This window comes from Saccharopolyspora terrae (assembly GCF_004348435.1).
GTDB classification, from domain to species: Bacteria; Actinomycetota; Actinomycetes; order Mycobacteriales; family Pseudonocardiaceae; genus Saccharopolyspora; species Saccharopolyspora endophytica.
In genome coordinates this window covers 53,526-72,061 of sequence record NZ_SMKS01000003.1, presented here as the reverse complement: position 1 = coordinate 72,061, position 18,536 = coordinate 53,526, and the positions used below count along the sequence as shown (strand labels likewise).

Genomic DNA, 18,536 nt, shown 5'->3' with positions numbered 1-18,536 from the left:
TGAGCGGAAGGTTCCCGTGCTCACGCCAGCGGCTTCGCGCCGCGCTGGCTGAGCATGGTCTTCATCAGCTCCATCTCGCTGCCCTGGGAGCCGAGCATGTTCTTCGCCAGGGCGCGGACCGCGGGGACGGCGGCGTGCGTCGCGCCGTACTCGGCCATCGGAGCTCCACCCTGGTGGTGGCGCAACATCAGCTGCAGGAAGTAGACGTCGAACTCCGGGCCTCGAAGCGTGCCGAGCCGGGAGAGTTCCTCGCTGGTGGCCATGCCCGGCATCAAGGCGCCGCCGGACATCGGCATCGGCATCGGGGCGGCGCCGTGCTGGTGGCCGGTGCTCTCGGTCATCCACTGCATGACCGGCCCCGTCGCCTGGGCCGGCTGGTTCCAGATGCCCAACCAGCCCTGCATGCGGCCGATCTGGTCGCGCTGATTGGTCTCGATGTCGAAGGCGAGCTGTCGGGTGGCGACGTCATCGGCGCGTTCCCGCGCCAGCGTCGCCATGGTCACCGCCTGCTGGTGGTGGACGCTCATGTCCTGCGAGAACCCGACGTCGACCGCCGTGGCCTCGGGCTCCGCGCTGTCGAAGGACGGCACCCGGATCAGCAGTCCGAGCGCCGCCCCCAACAGCAGCAGGGAGAAGGCCGCCACGATGGCGACGATGACCTGCGAAACGCGTCGTGCCTGGGGCAACGAGCTCACTGGCCCATTTGGCCGGAGCCGGCGTTCGCGCCCTTGCCGTCCATGGTGACCGCATCCGGGCCGGGCGGCGTCGCGTCGAACTTCGGCGGGTTGTTGGTGTCGAACGCGCCCGGGTAGGCCTGGCAGGAGCCGCCGACCTCGGGGTACACGCCGTTGTTGTTCAGGCGCAGCGCGGTGATGAACTGGTCGATCCGCGGGTCGTCGGCGCTGTCGACCTTGAGCTGGTGACCCCACGACTGCAGCGAGATCGGCTTGTCCAGGCCCGGGTACGGCGACAGCATCGTGTACGGCTTGCCCTGGGCGCGGACCTTGAGGCGGTCTAGGCCGGCCTCGTCGACCTTGTCCGGGTTGTAGGCGATCCAGACCGCGCCGTGCTCCAGCGAGTGGACCATGTTCTCGGTGCGCACCGCCTGCGGGTAGACCACACCGGTGCAGTCGGCCCAGACGCCGTCGTGCGGGCCGCCGAACGGCGGGTTCTTGTCGTAGGCGACGCGCTGGCTCGGGGTCACGTGCTGCTGACCCTCGTACTGAGCGGTGACGACCCCGGGGATCCCCTTCGACGGGTCGGGGTTCTGCGGCGAAGGCTTGAACGCCTCGGTGGCCTTCTCCGCGGCTGCCTGCGCATCGCGCGTCGCGGCCTGATCCGACCACCGGGTGTAGGCGTATCCGAAGATCACCGCCGCGAACACCGCGACCACCGTCACCCCGGAGACCAGCATCCACGGGATGGACCGTTGGTTCACCACGGCGGCGCCGCGCACCGCTTTGTTCTTAGCCATGCTGCTCGCAAACCTCGTCTCGCCAGAACCGGGGGACAGCGCCCGCCAGTGTAGAGATTGCCCGTGTGGCGGTGTGCCGATAGGCAAATGCTCGCCACCACACGTTCTCACACACAGACAACGCTTCGATCACGCCCCGTGGTCGCCTCGCGCGCGGCGCGCAATCCCGCTGGGCCGAACGGCCCCCAGCGAGTCCACGGAGTGGGCGGCACCCGGCGTCTGAACTGGGTGGAAGGATCCCTAAACTTCACAGGGTGACTCCTGCCGCGCTCGCTGAACTGGTCCGCAACACCGCCGTCGACGTGCTCTCCGCCCGTGGGCTGGACACGTCGGTGCTGCCTGAGGCGGTCACCGTCGAGCGCCCGCGAAACCCGGAGCACGGCGACTACGCGACCAACATCGCGATGCAGGTCGCCAAGAAGGCAGGAGTGGCTCCGCGCGATCTCGCCACCTGGCTCGCCGAGGCGCTGACCAGCCAGGACGCCATCGACGTGGCCGATGTCGCCGGTCCCGGCTTCCTGAACCTGCGGCTCGCGCCCGACGCCCAGGCCCAGATCGTGCGCGAAGCGCTGGGCAGCGGTGCCGAGTACGGCAAGGGTGAGCTCTACAACGGCCTGAAGGTGAACCTGGAATTCGTCTCGGCCAACCCGACCGGCCCCATCCACCTCGGCGGCACCCGCTGGGCGGCCGCGGGCGATGCGCTGGGACGGGTGCTCTCCGCTCAGGGCGCCGAGGTGACCCGCGAGTACTACTTCAACGACGCCGGTGCGCAGATCGATCGCTTCGTCCGGTCCCTCATCGCCGGGGCCAAGGGTGAGCCCGCCCCGGAGGACGGCTACGGCGGCGGCTACATCGGCGAGATCGCCGAGCAGGTCCTCAAGGCGGAGCCGGGCGTGCTGGACAAGCCCGACGACGAGCGGAACGAGACCTTCCGCCGCGTTGGCGTCGGTTTGATGTTCGAAGAGATCAAGCAGAGCCTGAACGACTTCGGCACCGTCTTCGACGTCTACTTCCACGAGGACTCGCTGCACAGCTCCGGCCAGGTCGAGACCTGCGTCGAGCAGCTCAAGGCCTCCGATCACCTCTACTACACCGACGGCGCCTGGTGGCTGCGCTCCACCGAGTACGGCGACGACAAGGACCGGGTCGTCATCAAGAGCGACGGCGATCCGGCCTACATCGCCGGCGACATCGCCTACTTGCGCGACAAGCGGTCCCGCGGCTTCGACCTGTGCATCTACATGCTCGGTGCCGACCACCACGGCTACATCGCCCGGCTCAAGGCCGCCGCCGCGGCGCTCGGTGACGACCCGTCCGTGGTCGAGGTGCTGATCGGCCAGATGGTGAACCTGATGCGCGACGGCAAACCGGTCCGCATGAGCAAGCGCAACGGCACCGTGGTCACCCTCGAGGACCTCGTCGAGGCCGTGGGCGTGGATGCCGCGCGCTACTCGCTGATCCGCTCCTCGGTGGACTCCGCGGTGGACATCGACCTGGACCTGATCAGCAAGCGCACCAACGAGAACCCGGTCTTCTACGTGCAGTACGCGCACGCCCGGTTGTCGTCGCTGCAGCGCAACGCCACGTCCCTGGGCATCGAGCGGGGATCCGTGGAGAATGCCGACCTGTCGCTGCTCACCCACGAACGTGAGGGCGACCTGATCCGCACCCTGGGCGAGTTCCCCCGCGTGGTGCGCTCGGCCGCCCAGCTGCGCGAACCGCACCGGGTGGCTCGTTACCTGGAGGACGTGGCCAGCGCGTACCACAAGTTCTACGACGCGTGCCGCGTGCTGCAGCCCGGTGACGACCAGGCCAACCCGCTGACCATCGCCCGGCTGCAGCTGTGCGAGGCCACCCGCCAGGTGCTGGCCAACGGTCTGGGCCTGCTCGGCGTGAGCGCGCCGGAACAGATGTAATCGCAGGCGGACGGCTCGCCCTCGACGAGGAGGGTGCCGTGCTGCCTGATCTCACCGCCTGTCCAGCGGCAGGCTGCGCGAAGGAGCTTTGTCAACATGCGCGCCCATCCCGCCGGGCCTCGGCACGCCGATGTCGTGCCACCCGGCAACACCGCAGGACCGTCTCCGGCGAGTTCCGGGGAGATCGATGAGCTGCACCCCCAGGTGTGGCCGCGCAACAGCGAGCGCGGCGCTGACGGCGTCGTCCGCGTCGCCGGCTTGGACGTGCGGGAACTCGCCGAGCAGTACGGCACGCCGCTGTTCGTGCTCGACGAGGACGACTTCCGGTCCCGCGCCCGCGACTACGCCGAGGCGTTCGGCGACCCGTCCGCCGTGCACTACGCGTCCAAGGCGTTCCTGTGCACCGAGGTGGCCCGCTGGGTCGCCGAGGAGGGGCTGAGCCTGGACGTGTGCAGCGGCGGCGAGCTCGCCGTGGCGCTGCGCGCGGGGTTCCCGGCTGAGCGCATCACGTTCCACGGCAACAACAAGTCCGTCGCCGAACTGACCGCGGCCGTGGAGGCCGGGGTCGGCTCGGTGGTGCTGGACTCCTTCCACGAGATCGCCCGGCTCGACCACATCGCCACCCAGCGCGGCGCCCGGCAGCGGGTGCTGGTGCGCGTCACCGTCGGCGTCGAGGCGCACACCCACGAGTTCATCGCCACCGCGCACGAGGACCAGAAGTTCGGGTTCTCGCTGGCCGCGGGGCAGGCCGCCGAGGCCGTGGCCCGGGTGCTCAAGGCCGATTCGCTGGAGCTGGCCGGTCTGCACAGCCACATCGGTTCGCAGATCTTCGAGGTGGACGGTTTCGAGCTGGCCGCGCACCGGGTGGTGCGGCTGCTGGCCGAGCTGCGCGAGGAGCACGGCGAGGAGGCGCTGGCCTCGGCCGACACCGTGGACCTCGGTGGCGGTCTGGGCATCGCCTACACCCCGGACGACGACCCGATGCCTCCGTCGCAGCTGGCCACCCGGCTGTTCGAGATCGTGGGCAAGGAAGCCGACAACGCCGGTCTTCCGGTTCCCAAGATCGCGGTGGAGCCGGGGCGCGCCATCGTCGGCCCGAGCATGATCACCGTCTACGAGGTGGGCACGATCAAGGACGTCGCGCTGGGAGCCGACGTCGAGCGCCGTTACGTCAGCGTTGACGGCGGGATGAGCGACAACATCCGCACCTCGCTCTACGACGCGGTCTACGACAGCCGATTGGTGTCGCGTTCGGCTGAAGCGGAGCCGGTTCTGTCCCGCATCGTGGGCAAGCACTGTGAATCCGGTGACGTAGTGGTGCGCGATTGCTGGCTTCCAGAGGACATTGCTCCGGGAGACCTGCTCGCGGTGGCCGCCACCGGGGCGTACTGCTACGTGATGGCCAGCAACTACAACCGCCTGCCCAAGCCGCCGGTGGTTGCGGTTCGCGCTGGTCAAGCGCGATTGTTGCTGCGCAGGGAGACCGAGGACGACCTGCTCCGGCTGGAGGTGTGAGTGATCCGGGACCGTGAACCGATCAGGGTCGCGCTGTTGGGCTGCGGCACCGTGGGCACCGAGGTGCTGCGGCTGCTGCAGGATCAACCGGAGGAATTCGCGGCGCGCACTGGGGCCCCGATGCTGGTCACCGGCGTCGCGGTGCGGCGCCCGCACAAGCATCCCGAGGTGCCCGAGAACTTGTTGACCACCGATGCCCAGGCGTTGGTGGAGGGTGACGTCGATGTCGTCGTCGAGCTCATCGGCGGCATCGAGCCGGCCCGTTCGCTGCTGCTCACCGCGCTGCGTTCGGGCAAGTCGGTGGTCACGGCGAACAAGGCGCTGCTGGCCGAGCACGGCTCGGAGCTGTACGCGGCTGCCGACGAGGCGGGCACCGACATCTACTTCGAGGCCGCCGTGGCGGGAGCCATTCCGCTGCTGCGTCCGCTGCGCGAGTCGTTGGCCGGTGACCGGATCAACCGGGTCATGGGCATCGTCAACGGCACGACGAACTACATCCTGTCGGCGATGGACTCCACCGGTGCCGGCTACTCGGAGACCCTCGACGAGGCCGGGCGCCTGGGCTACGCGGAGGCGGATCCGACGGCGGACGTGGACGGCTTCGACGCCGCGGCGAAGGCCGCCATCCTCGCGTCGCTGGCCTTCCACACGCGCGTGACGGCCAGCGATGTGCACCGGGAGGGGATCTCCGCGGTCACCCCGGGCGACATCGCGGCGGCGGCGACCCTCGATCGCACGGTGAAGCTGCTGGCGATCTGCGAGCGGGTGATCGACGAGGACGGCACCGAGTCGGTGTCGGCGCGCGTGCACCCGGCGATGATCCCGCGCAGCCACCCGCTGGCCGGTGTCGGCGGGGCGTTCAACGCGGTGTTCGTGGAGGCAGAGGCCGCCGGTCAGCTGATGTTCTACGGGCAGGGCGCCGGGGGTGCTCCGACGGCGAGCGCGGTGCTGGGGGACCTCGTGGCGGTCGCCCGGAACCTGGTCGTGAAGGGCAAGGGGCCGCGGGAGTCCGCGCACGCCCAGCTGCCGGTCCAGCCGATGGGCAAGACCCCGACCCGCTACCACATCAGCCTCGACGTGGCCGACAAACCTGGTGTGCTCTCGCAGGTCGCGGCGACGTTCAACGAGCACGATGTGAGCATTTCGGTGGTGCGTCAGCAGGGCAGAGGTGCGGAGGCCAGCCTCGTGGTGGTCACGCACACCGCCCCCGACGCGGCACTTTCGTCCACAGTGGACAAGATCGCGCAGCTCCCGATTGTGCGCGAAGTGGTCAGCGTGATGCGCGTGGAAGGTGAACCGACGTGACGAACATCCAGAGTGCTCCGACGCGGTCCGGGGCCGGGTGGCCAGGCCTGATCGAGGCCTACCGGGACCGGGTGGAGGTTCCCGACGGGGCGCACGTCGTGACCCTGCAGGAGGGCAACACCCCCTTGGTGCCCGCGCCGTACCTGTCCGAGCAGACGGGGTGCACCGTCTACCTCAAGGTCGAGGGCGCCAACCCGACCGGTTCGTTCAAGGACCGCGGCATGACGGTGGCCATCACCCACGCGCTCGCCGAGGGCAGCAAGGCCGTCATCTGCGCCTCCACCGGCAACACCTCGGCTTCGGCCGCGGCCTACGCCGCCCGCGCGGGGCTGACCTCCGCGGTGCTGGTGCCCCGGGGCAAGATCGCGCTGGGCAAGCTCGCCCAGGCCGTGGTGCACGGCGCCAAGATCCTGCAGGTGCAGGGCAACTTCGACGACTGCCTGGAGCTGGCCCGCAAGACCGCAGCGGAGCACCCGGTCACGCTGGTCAACTCGGTCAACCCGGTCCGCCTGGAGGGCCAGAAGACCGCGTCGTTCGAGATCTGCGACGTGCTCGGCCGCGCCCCCGACATCCACTGCCTGCCGGTCGGCAACGCCGGCAACATCACGGCCTACTGGAAGGGCTACACCGAGTACCACCGCGACGGGATCACCGACTCGCTGCCGCGGATGTTCGGCTTCCAGGCCGCGGGTGCCGCGCCGCTGGTGCACGGTCAGCCTGTCGCCGAGCCCGAGACGATCGCGACCGCGATCCGCGTCGGCAGCCCGGCTTCCTGGCAGGGCGCGGTCAAGGCCAAGGACGCCTCGAACGGCCTCTTCTCGGCGGTGACGGACGAGGAGATCCTCAACGCCTACCGGGTTCTCGCGGGTCGGGAGGGCGTGTTCGTCGAGCCCGCGTCGGCCTCGAGCGTGGCGGGCCTGCTGGCCAGTTCCGCCGACGGAAGCCTGCCGAAGGGCTCGGTCGTCGTCTGCACCGTCACCGGTCACGGGTTGAAGGACCCCGACACCGCGCTGGCGGGCATGGTCGAGGTCGAGCCGCTGCCGGTCGACCCGAGCGCGGTCGCCGACGCCCTGGAGCTGCGTTGAGCTCGCTCCCGGCGCGGACGATCCGGGTCGAGGTTCCCGCGTCGACGGCGAACCTCGGCTCCGGATTCGACGCGCTGGGCATGGCGTTGTCCTTGCACGACACGGTCTTCGCGCGCGTGATCGACGGCCCGCCCGGCACCGCGACGGTGTCGGTGGCCGGGCAGGGCGCGGGGATGCTGCCCACCGACGAGCGGCACCTCGTCGTCCGGGTCGTGCACGACACCCTGGCGGAGCTGGGGATCGCGGACCTTCCCGCGCTCGATCTGCACTGCGAGAACAACATTCCGCATTCGCGGGGGCTGGGTTCTTCCGCGGCGGCCATCGTCGCCGGCATCGCCATTGCGCACGGTCTGGCGGGAATCGACGTGCGGGCAGCGGAGAACGTCGAGCGCGCGCTGCACCTGGCGGCGGTGCGCGAGGGGCACGCCGACAACGTGGCGGCGAGCATGCTCGGCGATTTCGTCGTCGCCTGGAGGGAATCCGACCGATTCCGCGCGGTGAGCGTTCCGGCGCATCCGGACGTGTCGCCGGTCGCCTTTGTGCCGCAAGGGGAATCGGCGACGAACGTGACTCGCGGGCTGCTGCCGGAGCGGGTTCCGCACGCTGACGCGGCGTTCGCGGCAGGTCGTGCGGCGCTCGCCGTGCACGCGATCACCCGGGATCCGTCGCTGCTGCTGGCCGCGACCGATGACCGGCTGCACCAGGACTACCGCGAATCGGCGTGGCCGGAGACCGTCGCGCTGGTGCGCGCGCTGCGAGCCGAGGGGATCGCGGCGGCCGTGTCCGGCGCGGGACCGACCGTTCTGGCGCTGCCGAGCAAGAACGCGAACGCGCACGAGGTTGCCCCGGACGGGTTCAAGGCGCTGGACCTCCCGGTCGATCGCGCAGGCGTCCGGACGCACGTCGAGAGCTGATTCCGCGCGCCGGTCATCTCCTGTTGAGCCGCCGTGCCCGGACTGTGCGCCGAGCGGAAATGCGCAGTTCACCGACCCCGGGCGCGGCGGTTTCGCGAGAAGTGGTAGAAAGGAAGTGTCGCCGACGATCCGGCTGTGCGAGGCGCCGGAGGAAACTAGGCGGACCTGATCTTCGAGCTCGAGGATCGCGCCCGCTTCCGGGGGCCTTCGTTTCGCTGAATGTCGACGGCACGATCTGCAAGGGCGCCACACGCCCAGGGGGTTGTTGCACCCGAACTACGGGGCGTCTACCCTCAAGGTCAATCAGTCACCGCGCCTAGGGCCGGTGCCGTGCCCGGAACATCGTTTTCCGGGGCGCATCTCCCGCTGTGAATTGGACTCCGCCCGACACGGGTGAAGATCAACTGAGGTGGGTCTGGCGACCGCGGTGACCGAGGCAGGAGTTGTCAACTCAAAGTGAGTTCGCTTCGGGATCATCGGCGCCAATCCGTTGCCGATGTCGGGGTGGGGGCCTTAAGTTCCACGGTGTGGCCTCCCAAGGTGACCATGACGCCGACCCGGATCCTGAAGTTTCCCGGTTCACCACCGGGGCAATCCGAGAGTCGGGGATTCCTGGAACGAGGCGGCAGGACGTGCATCGGCACGTGTGGATCGGAGTGGATGCGTCGCACATGGACCACGCGAGCCGGGTGCCTCCCACTGCCCGGTGCTGCTGGTTCCCCGAGCCAACGTCGAAGTCGGTAATGCTGCGTCCGAGGGGCGAATCCGACCGGCGAAAGGGCTGGTAGCACATACCGGCCGTCCGCACTCAAACGAGCGGGCGGGCAATCCGCTGGGTCGCGTAGGAGGCGCGGTCCGGTCAGGAAGGACATTCGTGAGCAACACCGAACTGTTGAGCAGCGAGGCCGCCAACGGCACCTCATCTGCTGGCCAGCAGGACGCCGAGGCCAACGGCACTCCGCGGCGACGTGGCGGACTCTCCGGCATGGTTCTTGCCGAGCTGCGCCAACTCGCGGGGGAACTGGGGATCGAGACCGGGGGCCTCCGCAAGGGCGACCTGATCGCCGCCATCAAGGAGAAGCAGGGCGGCGGCAGCACTGCGCCGCGAACCCGCTCGACCGCGAAGAAGGCGCAGGTGCGCAGCGAAGAATCCCCCGCCAAGGGAAGTCAGCCGACCCTCGACAGCACCAGCAACGAGGGCGACAACGCCTCGCGCGACACCGCGGCCGAGCCGAACAACAACGGCTCCGCCCCCACGCGCACCCGCACCCGGCGGCAGTCCGGCGAAAGCGGCGGTGACGACGACAATCGTCGCGGCAACAACCGCCGTCGCCGTTCCAGCGGGCGCAACAACGCGGGCACCGAGTCGGGCGGTGCCGACGACCAGCGCGGCGGCGGCAACGCCGAGCGCAAGTCCGAGAACAACCGGCAGGACCGGGACAACAACCGTCAGGACCGTCAGGACCGGGACAGCAACCGTCAGGATCGTCAGGATCGGGACAACCGGCAGGACGATGACGACGAGGGCGGTCGCCGGGGCCGAGGTGGCCGTCGCTTCCGCGACCGCCGCCGCAACCGCGGTCGTGGCGAAGGCGGTGAGCCGGAGGTCCGCGAGGACGACGTCCTGCTGCCCGTCGCCGGCATCCTCGACGTGCTGGAGAACTACGCCTTCGTGCGCACCTCCGGCTACCTGGCCGGCCAGAACGACGTCTACGTCTCGCTGTCGCTGGTGCGCAAGTACGGTCTGCGCCGCGGTGACGCGATCAAGGGCGTCATCAAGCAGCCTCGCGAGGGCGAGCAGCAGCGGCAGAAGTTCAACCCGCTGGTGCGGGTGGACTCCATCAACGGCCTGGAGCCGGAAGCGGCCAAGAGCCGCTCCGAGTTCCACAAGCTGACGCCGCTGTACCCGAACGAGCGGCTGCGCCTGGAGACCGAGCCGCAGAACCTGACCGGCCGGATCATCGACCTGGTGATGCCCGTCGGCAAGGGGCAGCGCGCGCTGATCGTCTCGCCGCCCAAGGCCGGTAAGACGATGGTGCTGCAGGCGATCGCCAACGCGATCACCACGAACAACCCCGAGTGCCACCTGATGGTCGTCCTGGCCGACGAGCGTCCGGAAGAGGTCACCGACATGCAGCGCTCGGTCAAGGGTGAGGTCATCGCCTCCACCTTCGACCGCCCGCCGTCGGACCACACCACGGTCGCCGAGCTGTCCATCGAGCGCGCCAAGCGCCTGGTGGAGATGGGCCACGACGTCGTCGTGCTGCTGGACTCGATCACCCGTCTGGGCCGCGCCTACAACCTGGCGGCCCCGGCATCCGGGCGAATCCTGTCCGGTGGTGTCGACTCCACCGCCCTGTACCCGCCGAAGCGGTTCCTGGGCGCGGCTCGCAACATCGAGAACGGCGGCTCGCTGACCATCTTCGCCACGGCGCTGGTGGAGACCGGTTCGACCATGGACACGGTCATCTTCGAGGAGTTCAAGGGCACCGGTAACGCGGAGCTCAAGCTGGACCGCAAGCTCGCCGACAAGCGGCTGTTCCCCGCGGTCGACGTGGACTCCTCCAGCACCCGCAAGGACGAGATCCTGCTGTCCTCGGACGAGCTGGCCGTCACGCACAAGCTGCGCCGGGTGCTCTCCGCCCTCGACGCGCAGCAGGCTCTGGAACTCCTGCAGGACCGGTTGCGCAAGTCGCGCACCAACATCGAGTTCCTGATGCAGGTCGCCAAGACCACCCCGGGCAAGGACGACGACTGATCGTTCGTCCCGACCGGAGAGCAGGGCCCGCACCCGAGTGGTGCGGGCCCTGCTCTTTGCGTGGGAAGTGACAGGAAGGTTCCCTCGCTCAGCTCGGGCTCAGTGGCTCGGTGGCGGGAAAGTTCCCATGCAAGGCTCGGCTCGGTGGCGCGGTGACAGGAAGGTTCCCTTGCTCGCCGGTGCCGAGGAGCTCACGAGGTGAGGTAGTCGGCCTCGTCGCGCGCATCGGCAGTGCGCTTCAGCATCGCTCCGAGGAGTACCGCTGCGATCGGTCCGATGATCAGGGCGGCGCCGATCGGGAGCGTGAGGGCGTCCAGGGCGATCGCGCACGCGACCATCGCCAGGGGGTAGGCGATGCGCAGGCTCAGCCGCTGCCAGCGGAAGCGCCACTGCACCTGGTCGGCGCTGAACAGCGCCAGACCGGCGGCGAAGCCGAACAGCAGCGGGGCCGACAGCGACAGCTCGCTCTGCAGCGTCAGCTCGCGCCGCAACGCCAGCAGGTCGATCAGCGCGGCGACGCCGGTGGCGCTGCCCAAGAAGAGCAGAGGGAGGGACACCCACGACCGGATCGTGAGCTTCCCCAGCACGGCGCAGAACAACACGCGCAAATAATGAACGGTGTTCACCGGGTTGTGCATCTCGGGTGCGCCGGGTCTCGGCGGGCGGTTGCTCTGCTGCGCCGGGCGGTCGCACTGGTGCGACGAACGGCTCCGGGAATACTGCTCCGAACACCTGCGTTGCAGGTCGCGTGCCGTGGTCTGGCACAATTGAAGGCTGGTTCCGGTCCCGGTTCACCACGCTGCGATGGGCGCGTGGACCCGGCGGCCAAGTTGAGAGGAAAAGCCGTTGAAGAGTGGCATCCACCCCGAGTACGTGGTGACGCAGGTTAACTGCGGTTGTGGCAACAGCTTCACCACCCACAGCACCCGCAAGAGCGGTCAGATCACCGTTGAGGTCTGCTCGAACTGCCACCCGTTCTACACGGGCAAGCAGAAGATCCTGGACACCGGTGGCCGCGTGGCCCGCTTCGAGGCCCGTTACGGCAAGCGCAAGAAGTAGCTGCGCCGACGGCGCCCGCTCTCCGCATCACGCGTGAGGGCGGGCGCCGTCTTTGCGTGAGGGCCGTCTCGACCGGGGCGGCTTCGTCCCACTTCACAGCCGTCAGGAAAAGGGTCGCCCCGTGGAGACATCGAAGCTCGAAGGTCTGCTGGCCGAGTACGACGATCTGGAGAAGCGGCTGGCCGACCCGAGCGTGCACGTCGACCAGGCGAACGCCCGCAAGCTCGGCCGCCGCTACGCCGAGCTCACCCCCATCGTGCGCACCTCGCGCGAGCTGGACGAGATCCGCTCCGACCTGGAGACCGCGCAGGAGCTGGCCACCGAGGACGAGGGGTTCGCCGAGGAGGCCGAGCGGCTCGCCGAGCGCATCCCCGAGCTGGAGGACAAGCTCACCGAGCTGCTGCTGCCGCGCGACCCGCACGACGGTTCCGACGTGGTGCTGGAGGTCAAGTCCGGTGAGGGCGGCGAGGAGTCCGCGCTGTTCGCCGGCGACCTGCTGCGCATGTACCTGCGCTTCGCCGAGCGCCGCGGCTGGCGCGCCGAGGTTCTCGATGCCACCGAATCCGATCTCGGCGGCTACAAGGACGCCACCGTCGCGCTCAAGGCCAAGGCGGGCGACAACAGCCCTGACGGCGTGTGGTCGAAGATGAAGTTCGAAGGTGGCGTGCACCGCGTGCAGCGCGTGCCGGTCACCGAGTCCCAAGGGCGCGTGCACACCTCCGCGGCCGGTGTCCTGGTCTACCCCGAACCCGAAGAGGTCGAGGTCGAGGTCGACGAGAAGGACCTGCGCATCGACGTGTACCGGTCCTCCGGGCCTGGTGGCCAGAGCGTGAACACCACGGACTCGGCGGTGCGCATCACCCACCTGCCGACGGGCATCGTGGTGTCCTGCCAGAACGAGAAGTCGCAGCTGCAGAACAAGCTGCGCGCCATCCAGGTGCTCAAGGCCCGGCTGCAGGCGGCAGCCGAGGAAGAGGCCGAGCGCGAGGCGTCGGAGACCCGTCGCAGCCAGGTCCGCACGGTGGACCGCTCGGAGCGCATCCGCACCTACAACTTCCCGGAGAACCGGATTTCGGACCACCGGGTCAACTACAAGGCGTACAACCTCGACCACGTTCTCGACGGCGACCTGGACGCGGTGCTCGACGCGCTGCTCGCTGCCGATCGCAACGAGCGCCTTGCGCTCTAAGCTGACCGACGTGACCCGACAGCCACTGCGCTTGGCGATTCTGGAGGCCGAGCGCACTCTCGCGGCGGCGGGCGTGGGTAGTCCGCGCGCCGACGCCGAGCTTCTCGCCGCGCATCTGCTCGGCGTCGAGCGCACCAAGCTCATGATGGTTCCCCTGGTCGACCCGCCGGTCGTGGAGGCTCTGCAGGAACTGGTGGGCCAGCGCGCCGCCCGCGTCCCGCTGCAGCACCTGACCGGTCGCGCCCACCTGGGCGGCGTGGACCTGGAGGTCGGGCCCGGCGTGTTCGTGCCCCGCCCGGAGACGGAGCTGCTGGTCGAGTGGGGCGTCGGTGTCGTGGACGGCGTCGAGCGGCCCACGATCGTCGATCTGTGCTCGGGTTCGGGGGCGCTCGCCCTGGCGTTGGCGCACGCCCGCCCGGACGCGTGCGTGCACGCGGTCGAGAAGGACCCAGCTGCCCTGGCATGGGCCCGCCGCAACGCCGGTCTGCGGTCGGAGGCGGGGGACACCCCGATCGGCCTCTACTCCGGTGACGTCACCGACCCCATGCTGTTCATGGAGTTGGAGGGCATGGTCGACCTGGTCGTCTGCAACCCGCCGTACGTCCCGGACGGAACCCCGGTCCCGCCGGAGGTCCGCAACCACGACCCGCACGAGGCCGTCTTCGGCGGCCGGGACGGGCTCGACGTCGTCCGCCACGTGGTGGCCTGCGCGGCCCGGCTGCTCAAACCGGGCGGCGGCGTGGCGATCGAGCACGACGACACCCACGGCGGTTCGGTGCCCGCGCTGCTGCGCGCCCGCAGGGTCCTGACCGAGGTCCAGGAACACCCGGACCTCGCCGGCCGCCCCCGCTTCGCGACTGCCCGCCGCACCCACCCGGAGTGACAGGAAGGTTCCCTTCCTCGCGATGAGAAGGGCCCCTGCCCATCGGGGAGCGGATTCCCGGTGATGGACAGGGGCCTCTGGTGAGCGGAAGGTTCCCTTGCTCAGGTCGCGGGCTTGTCGCCGGTGCCCTGGGAATCGTCCTTCTTCGGCTTCTCGTCGTCCTCTGAGGTCTTGTCCGAGGACGTCTCGTCGGGCTTCTCGGTCTTGGCTCCTGCCTCTTCGTCTTCGGCCGGGGTCGCCGGTTCCGAGCCGACCTTCAGGAAGCGGGTCGGTGCGTCGGTGGTGGCCTTCTTCTCGGCGTCTGCGGTCTCGGCGCTGTCGTCGGCAGGCTTCTCCGGGGAGACGGCATCGTCGGACTTCTCCTCCGTCGACTCGCTCTCCGTCGATTCGGTATCCGCCGACTCGCTCTTCGTCGACTCTGCTTCCTCCGCCGTTTCTGCCTCCGGCGACTTGGTTTCCTCCGCGGGCTTCGCCTCCGACGACTCGGTTCCCTCCGGTTCCGCGGATTCGGCGGTTCCCGCGGTGTCCTCAGTGGACTCGGTGGACTCCGTGGATTCAGGAGCGGTGCTGACGGATCCGACCTTCAGCAGCGTGGTCGGGGAGTCGACGCTCTCGTCCTTCGCAGCGGGGGAGTCCTCGGTGCCGGGGGCGTCCTCCGGCTTCGGGGACTCGCCCGGCTTCGGGACCTTCAGCCGGTGCGTCGGGGCCTCCGCGCTCTCATCCCGCTTGGCCGGGCCGGTGGCCCCCTTCTGCGGGGCGATCGCCTGGGTGTTGATGGCGTTGACGAACTCGCGGAGCAGCGCGTTGAACTCGGTGGGCCGTTCGCGGTTCGGCCAGTGGCCCGCTTGCGGCATGACCCGCAGCTGCGCGCCCGGGATGGTGCCCGCCACTTCCTGGGCGGAGGCGACCGGGACCAGGGCGTCCTTCTCCCCGTGGATCACCGTGACCGGGCAGGTGATCCGGTTGAGCTGGGGCAGGTGGTTGATGGTCATCGAGCGGCGGTTGATCGCGTCGGCGTGCCAGTCGGCGAAGACCGAGCGGCGGACGGCGGCTTCGGCGCTGACCTCGTCGACGATGGACTCCAGGTCCCGCACCGACGAGGCGTCGGCGAAGAACACCTTGTTGAGCGCGAAGCGCACCAGGGAGCGGTTGCTGCGCAGCAGCGTGGCCGCCATCCGGCCGCTGAACCCGGTGCGCATCAGCAGGTAGGTCGCCAGGTGGTGCGGCATGCGGTGCTGCATCCCGGTGCTGTCGACCAGCGCGAGCGCGCGCACCCGCTGGGGGTGGCGCAGCGTGAATCCGGCCGCGATGCTGCCGCCCATCGACAGGCCGACCAGGGTGGCCTGGGGGATCCGCCAGGCGTCGAGCAGCCAGCGCAGGACCTCTTCGAAGGTGCGCTGGTTGCCTCGTCCGCGCCACTCGGTGCTGCCGCCCTGACCGGGCAGGTCGGGGGCGTAGACGCGGTGGTCGGCGGCCAGAACGCCGATGGTGTTCCGCCAGCTCAGCAGGGCGTTGTCGGGTCCGCCGCCGTGCAGCAGGACGATCGGTGGCCCGTCGGTTCCCGCCTTGTAGTAGCGGACCTTGCCGGCCGGGAATTCGATCTGGTCGACCTCGACACCCTGGGGTGGGGCGGTCATCAGTGTTCTCCTCATTTCCGTGCTTCGTCGGTGCCCGTGTCCGGCAGACGCGTGGGAGGTCGGGCTCGTTTCGTGTCCACGGCCACACCCGAATTGATCTCGGGCCGATGCCCCGGTGTTACTCGTCAGGATGCTCCTAGATGGTGATCTGCTGCACCACCTGAAGGGGTCTCGGCGTGGCGTGCCAGGATGAGAGGAGTGAGCACCGTTTTTGACTGCAGCAGTCCGGACAAGCGCAAGGCGGGATTGGCCGCCGCGGCGAACGCGGTCCGCGCCGGCGGGCTCGTCGTGCTGCCGACCGACACGGTCTACGGCATCGGCGCCGACGCCTTCGACGCCGAGGCCGTGCGTTCGCTCCTGGCGGCGAAGGGGCGGGGCCCGGACATGCCCGTTCCGGTCCTCGTGGGGTCCTGGTCCACTGTGGATGGGCTGGTGATGTCGGTTCCGGAGCAGGCTCGCGCGCTCATCGAGGCCTTCTGGCCGGGTGGGCTGTCCCTGGTCCTGCCGCAGGCACCGTCACTGAACTGGAACCTGGGCGAGACCCGGGGCACCGTGAACCTGCGGATGCCGCTGCACCCTGTCGCGCTGGACCTGTTGCGCGAGGTCGGCCCGATGGCCGTCTCCAGCGCCAACCACACTGGTCAGCCGCCCGCCACCAACGCCGAGGAGGCCGAGGCGCAGCTGGGCGACCGCGTGCAGGTGTACCTCGACGGCGGTCCTTCGGGGGACGCGGTGGCCTCGACCATCGTCGATCTCACCCAGGCAACCCCTCGGGTGCTGCGCGACGGCGCTGTGAGCAGGGCGGAGTTGTCCGATGTGCTGGGCGTGGAGATCGAAGCGGACCGGTGAGAAGTCCCGGTGCGCGGATCGATAGCGTTACAGCGGAAACAACGCGGACCAGTCGTCCCTGACGGGGCGGGCGGCGGTCTCGCCGCTCGGGCGCGGTGCGCCGCGGCGACGCCGTTGAGGGGACCGCGATTCTCAAGCGATGAGGAGCGCCGGGTTTGATTACTCCGTCCTGGGGGCTGAACTTCTACTTCGCGCCGCAGCGCGGGTGAGCCACCGGTATGGACTACGCACCCTTCGCCCCGGTCGGACTGCCCGCTCGTGAGTACCTGCTGGTCATGCTCACGGCGGCGGTCACCACGTTCCTGCTGACCGGGCTCGTCCGGTTGCTGGCCATCCGGGTGGGCGCGGTCGCCTACCCGCGGGTCCGCGACGTGCACGTCAAGCCGATGCCGCGGATGGGCGGCGTGGCGATGTACGGCGGTGTGCTGGCCGCGACGTTCCTGGCCGCGAACCTGCCCGCGCTGTCGCGCGGCTTCGCCTACTCCAAGGATTCGCTGGCGGTGCTCATCGCCGGCGGGTTGATCGTGCTGGTGGGCGCGCTCGACGACCGCTTCGAGCTGGATTCGCTGACGAAGCTGGCCGGGCAGGTGACCGCGGCCGGGATCCTGGTGCTCTCCGGTGTGCAGTGGTTCGTGTTCTGGGTGCCGTGGGGCGGCACGGACGGTCACGTCGGTCAGCTGCTGGTGCTGGGCAGCAACCAGGGTCAGCTGCTGACGGTGCTGCTGGTCGTGGCCATGATCAACGCGATGAACTTCGTCGACGGTCTGGACGGGCTGGCCTCGGGCATCGGGTTGATCTCGGCGACCGCGACGTTCGTGTTCTGCCTGAGCGTGCTGGACCGGCAGAACGGCGACGTCAACGCCTACCCGCCGGCGCTGATCGCGGCCGCCATCGCAGGCGCCTGCCTGGGTTTCCTGCCGCACAACTTCCAGCCCGCGAAGATCTTCATGGGCGACTCCGGGTCGATGCTGATCGGCCTCATGCTGGCGACGGCGAGCACCTCGGCCTCGGGCCGGATCATCTACACCGGTTCCGGACCGGGCGACACGATCGCGCTGCTCTCGCCGCTGCTGGTGGTCGCGGCGGTGCTGTTCGTCCCGCTGCTGGACCTGATCATGGCGGTGGTGCGGCGGACGAAGGCGGGCAAGAGCCCGTTCCACGCCGACAAGATGCACCTGCACCACCGGCTGCTGGAAATCGGGCACTCGCAGCGCCGCGCGGTGCTGCTGATGTACCTGTGGGCGGCGGTGATCGCCTTCGGTGCGGTGTCGTTGACGCTGTTCAACACGTGGGTGGTCGGCTGGGTCGTGGCATTGACGGTGCTGCTGGCCGCTATCATTTCGTTGATTCCGCGCATGCGAACCCGAGCCGATCGAGAGTCCTGATGAGCGAAGCATCCGAGCCCGCCACCGGCGAGCAGGCCGAGCCGGAGAACCCGCACGCCGAGGTCGTGCGCAGGTTGGCCACGGCGATGCTGCGCACCGCGGTGTGGCCGGGTGCGGCCACTGTGGTCCTCGGGGCGATCGTGGCGACGGTCCTGGTCGGGGTTCCCGGGTTGGTGGGAGCGCTGATCGGTGGGGTCGTGGCGTTCGGGTCCTCGCTGCTGACCATCTGGCTGATGCGGTTCTCCGGAGGCATGAACCCGCAATTTGTGATGGTCATCGCACTCGGTGGTTATGTCGGCAAGATGTTGGTGCTGTTGGTGGTGATGACGTTGCTGGGAGGCATCGACGCCATCCACCGGGAATCGCTGGCCTTCACGATGCTGGCCACGGTCATGGTGTGGGCGGGGGCTGAGGTGGTGGCCTTCAAGCGCACCAAGATCCCGACCATCATTCCGACCAACTGAACCGTTCTCACGGCGTAATCCGAACCTGCGGACGGGTGCAATCGCAGGGGTAGCCGACCAGCATGTCGGTAGGCTACTTACCCGCTGGTAAGGTCTCGACCGC

General features: G+C 69.3%; 16 protein-coding genes. 12 read left to right on the top strand and 4 right to left on the bottom strand.

Going from position 1 to position 18,536, the window contains the following annotated elements; genetic code table 11:
* Positions 1 to 20: 20 nt before the first annotated feature.
* Together E1181_RS03290 and E1181_RS03285 are read right to left on the bottom strand one after the other, a co-directional pair.
* Complete coding sequence (locus E1181_RS03290; RefSeq protein WP_132672374.1) at positions 21 to 695, bottom strand: DUF305 domain-containing protein; 675 nt, start codon at positions 693 to 695, stop codon at positions 21 to 23.
* Positions 692 to 1,474 (bottom strand): DUF3105 domain-containing protein, encoded by a 783-nt coding sequence (locus tag E1181_RS03285; RefSeq protein ID WP_132672373.1) that lies wholly within the window; start codon positions 1,472 to 1,474, stop codon positions 692 to 694. Before E1181_RS03285 ends, E1181_RS03290 begins: the two co-directional genes overlap by 4 nt.
* Before the next feature lie 254 nt (positions 1,475 to 1,728).
* Here E1181_RS03285 and argS point away from each other — a divergent pair, with 254 nt between their 5' ends.
* From argS to rho, 6 genes are all read left to right on the top strand, one after another.
* Positions 1,729 to 3,390: an arginine--tRNA ligase gene (gene argS, locus E1181_RS03280; protein ID WP_132672372.1), complete on the top strand. Its 1,662-nt coding sequence runs from the start codon at positions 1,729 to 1,731 to the stop codon at positions 3,388 to 3,390.
* 96 nt (positions 3,391 to 3,486) lie between these two features.
* Positions 3,487 to 4,905 (top strand): diaminopimelate decarboxylase, encoded by a 1,419-nt coding sequence (gene lysA / locus E1181_RS03275; protein ID WP_132672371.1) that lies wholly within the window; start codon positions 3,487 to 3,489, stop codon positions 4,903 to 4,905.
* A complete protein-coding gene (locus E1181_RS03270; protein ID WP_132672370.1) occupies positions 4,906 to 6,210 on the top strand; it encodes a homoserine dehydrogenase in 1,305 nt (434 codons plus the stop codon).
* The gene (gene thrC, locus E1181_RS03265) at positions 6,207 to 7,295 is read left to right on the top strand and encodes a threonine synthase (protein WP_207921997.1); all 1,089 of its coding nucleotides are present in this window, start codon (positions 6,207 to 6,209) and stop codon (positions 7,293 to 7,295) included. The genes E1181_RS03270 and thrC overlap by 4 nt, the downstream gene beginning before the upstream one ends.
* Positions 7,292 to 8,209: a homoserine kinase gene (gene thrB, locus E1181_RS03260; RefSeq protein WP_132672369.1), complete on the top strand. Its 918-nt coding sequence runs from the start codon at positions 7,292 to 7,294 to the stop codon at positions 8,207 to 8,209. Before thrC ends, thrB begins: the two co-directional genes overlap by 4 nt.
* 874 nt (positions 8,210 to 9,083) lie before the next feature.
* A complete protein-coding gene (gene rho / locus E1181_RS03255; protein ID WP_132672368.1) occupies positions 9,084 to 10,967 on the top strand; it encodes a transcription termination factor Rho in 1,884 nt (627 codons plus the stop codon).
* Between the two features lie 191 nt (positions 10,968 to 11,158).
* On the opposite strand, the gene E1181_RS03250 is transcribed toward rho, so the two are convergent.
* A complete protein-coding gene (locus tag E1181_RS03250) occupies positions 11,159 to 11,569 on the bottom strand; it encodes a hypothetical protein (protein ID WP_132672503.1) in 411 nt (136 codons plus the stop codon).
* A 244-nt stretch (positions 11,570 to 11,813) separates the two neighbouring features.
* Between E1181_RS03250 and rpmE the strand changes: the two genes are divergently transcribed.
* From rpmE to prmC, 3 genes are all read left to right on the top strand, one after another.
* On the top strand, positions 11,814 to 12,026 hold the full coding sequence (gene rpmE / locus E1181_RS03245) for a 50S ribosomal protein L31 (protein ID WP_093413636.1): 213 nt from the start codon (positions 11,814 to 11,816) through the stop codon (positions 12,024 to 12,026).
* A gap of 121 nt (positions 12,027 to 12,147) precedes the next feature.
* Positions 12,148 to 13,215 carry a peptide chain release factor 1 gene (gene prfA / locus E1181_RS03240; RefSeq protein WP_132672367.1) on the top strand — a complete coding sequence of 356 codons (1,068 nt, stop codon included), beginning with the start codon at positions 12,148 to 12,150 and terminating at the stop codon, positions 13,213 to 13,215.
* A gap of 10 nt (positions 13,216 to 13,225) precedes the next feature.
* A complete protein-coding gene (gene prmC, locus E1181_RS03235; RefSeq protein WP_132672366.1) occupies positions 13,226 to 14,098 on the top strand; it encodes a peptide chain release factor N(5)-glutamine methyltransferase in 873 nt (290 codons plus the stop codon).
* A gap of 101 nt (positions 14,099 to 14,199) precedes the next feature.
* Here prmC and E1181_RS31705 read toward each other — a convergent pair whose 3' ends face one another.
* Complete coding sequence (locus tag E1181_RS31705; protein WP_207921996.1) at positions 14,200 to 15,735, bottom strand: alpha/beta fold hydrolase; 1,536 nt, start codon at positions 15,733 to 15,735, stop codon at positions 14,200 to 14,202.
* Positions 15,736 to 15,933: 198 nt separating this feature from the next.
* Between E1181_RS31705 and E1181_RS03225 the strand changes: the two genes are divergently transcribed.
* The 3 genes from E1181_RS03225 (at position 15,934) to E1181_RS03215 (ending at position 18,433) form a co-directional block, all read left to right on the top strand.
* Positions 15,934 to 16,584 carry an L-threonylcarbamoyladenylate synthase gene (locus E1181_RS03225; protein ID WP_132672365.1) on the top strand — a complete coding sequence of 217 codons (651 nt, stop codon included), beginning with the start codon at positions 15,934 to 15,936 and terminating at the stop codon, positions 16,582 to 16,584.
* Between the two features lie 218 nt (positions 16,585 to 16,802).
* The gene (locus tag E1181_RS03220; protein ID WP_132672364.1) at positions 16,803 to 17,969 is read left to right on the top strand and encodes a glycosyltransferase family 4 protein; all 1,167 of its coding nucleotides are present in this window, start codon (positions 16,803 to 16,805) and stop codon (positions 17,967 to 17,969) included.
* Positions 17,969 to 18,433, top strand: coding sequence for a hypothetical protein (locus E1181_RS03215; protein ID WP_132672363.1), 465 nt, complete (start codon positions 17,969 to 17,971; stop codon positions 18,431 to 18,433). The genes E1181_RS03220 and E1181_RS03215 overlap by 1 nt, the downstream gene beginning before the upstream one ends.
* Positions 18,434 to 18,536: the final 103 nt, after the last annotated feature.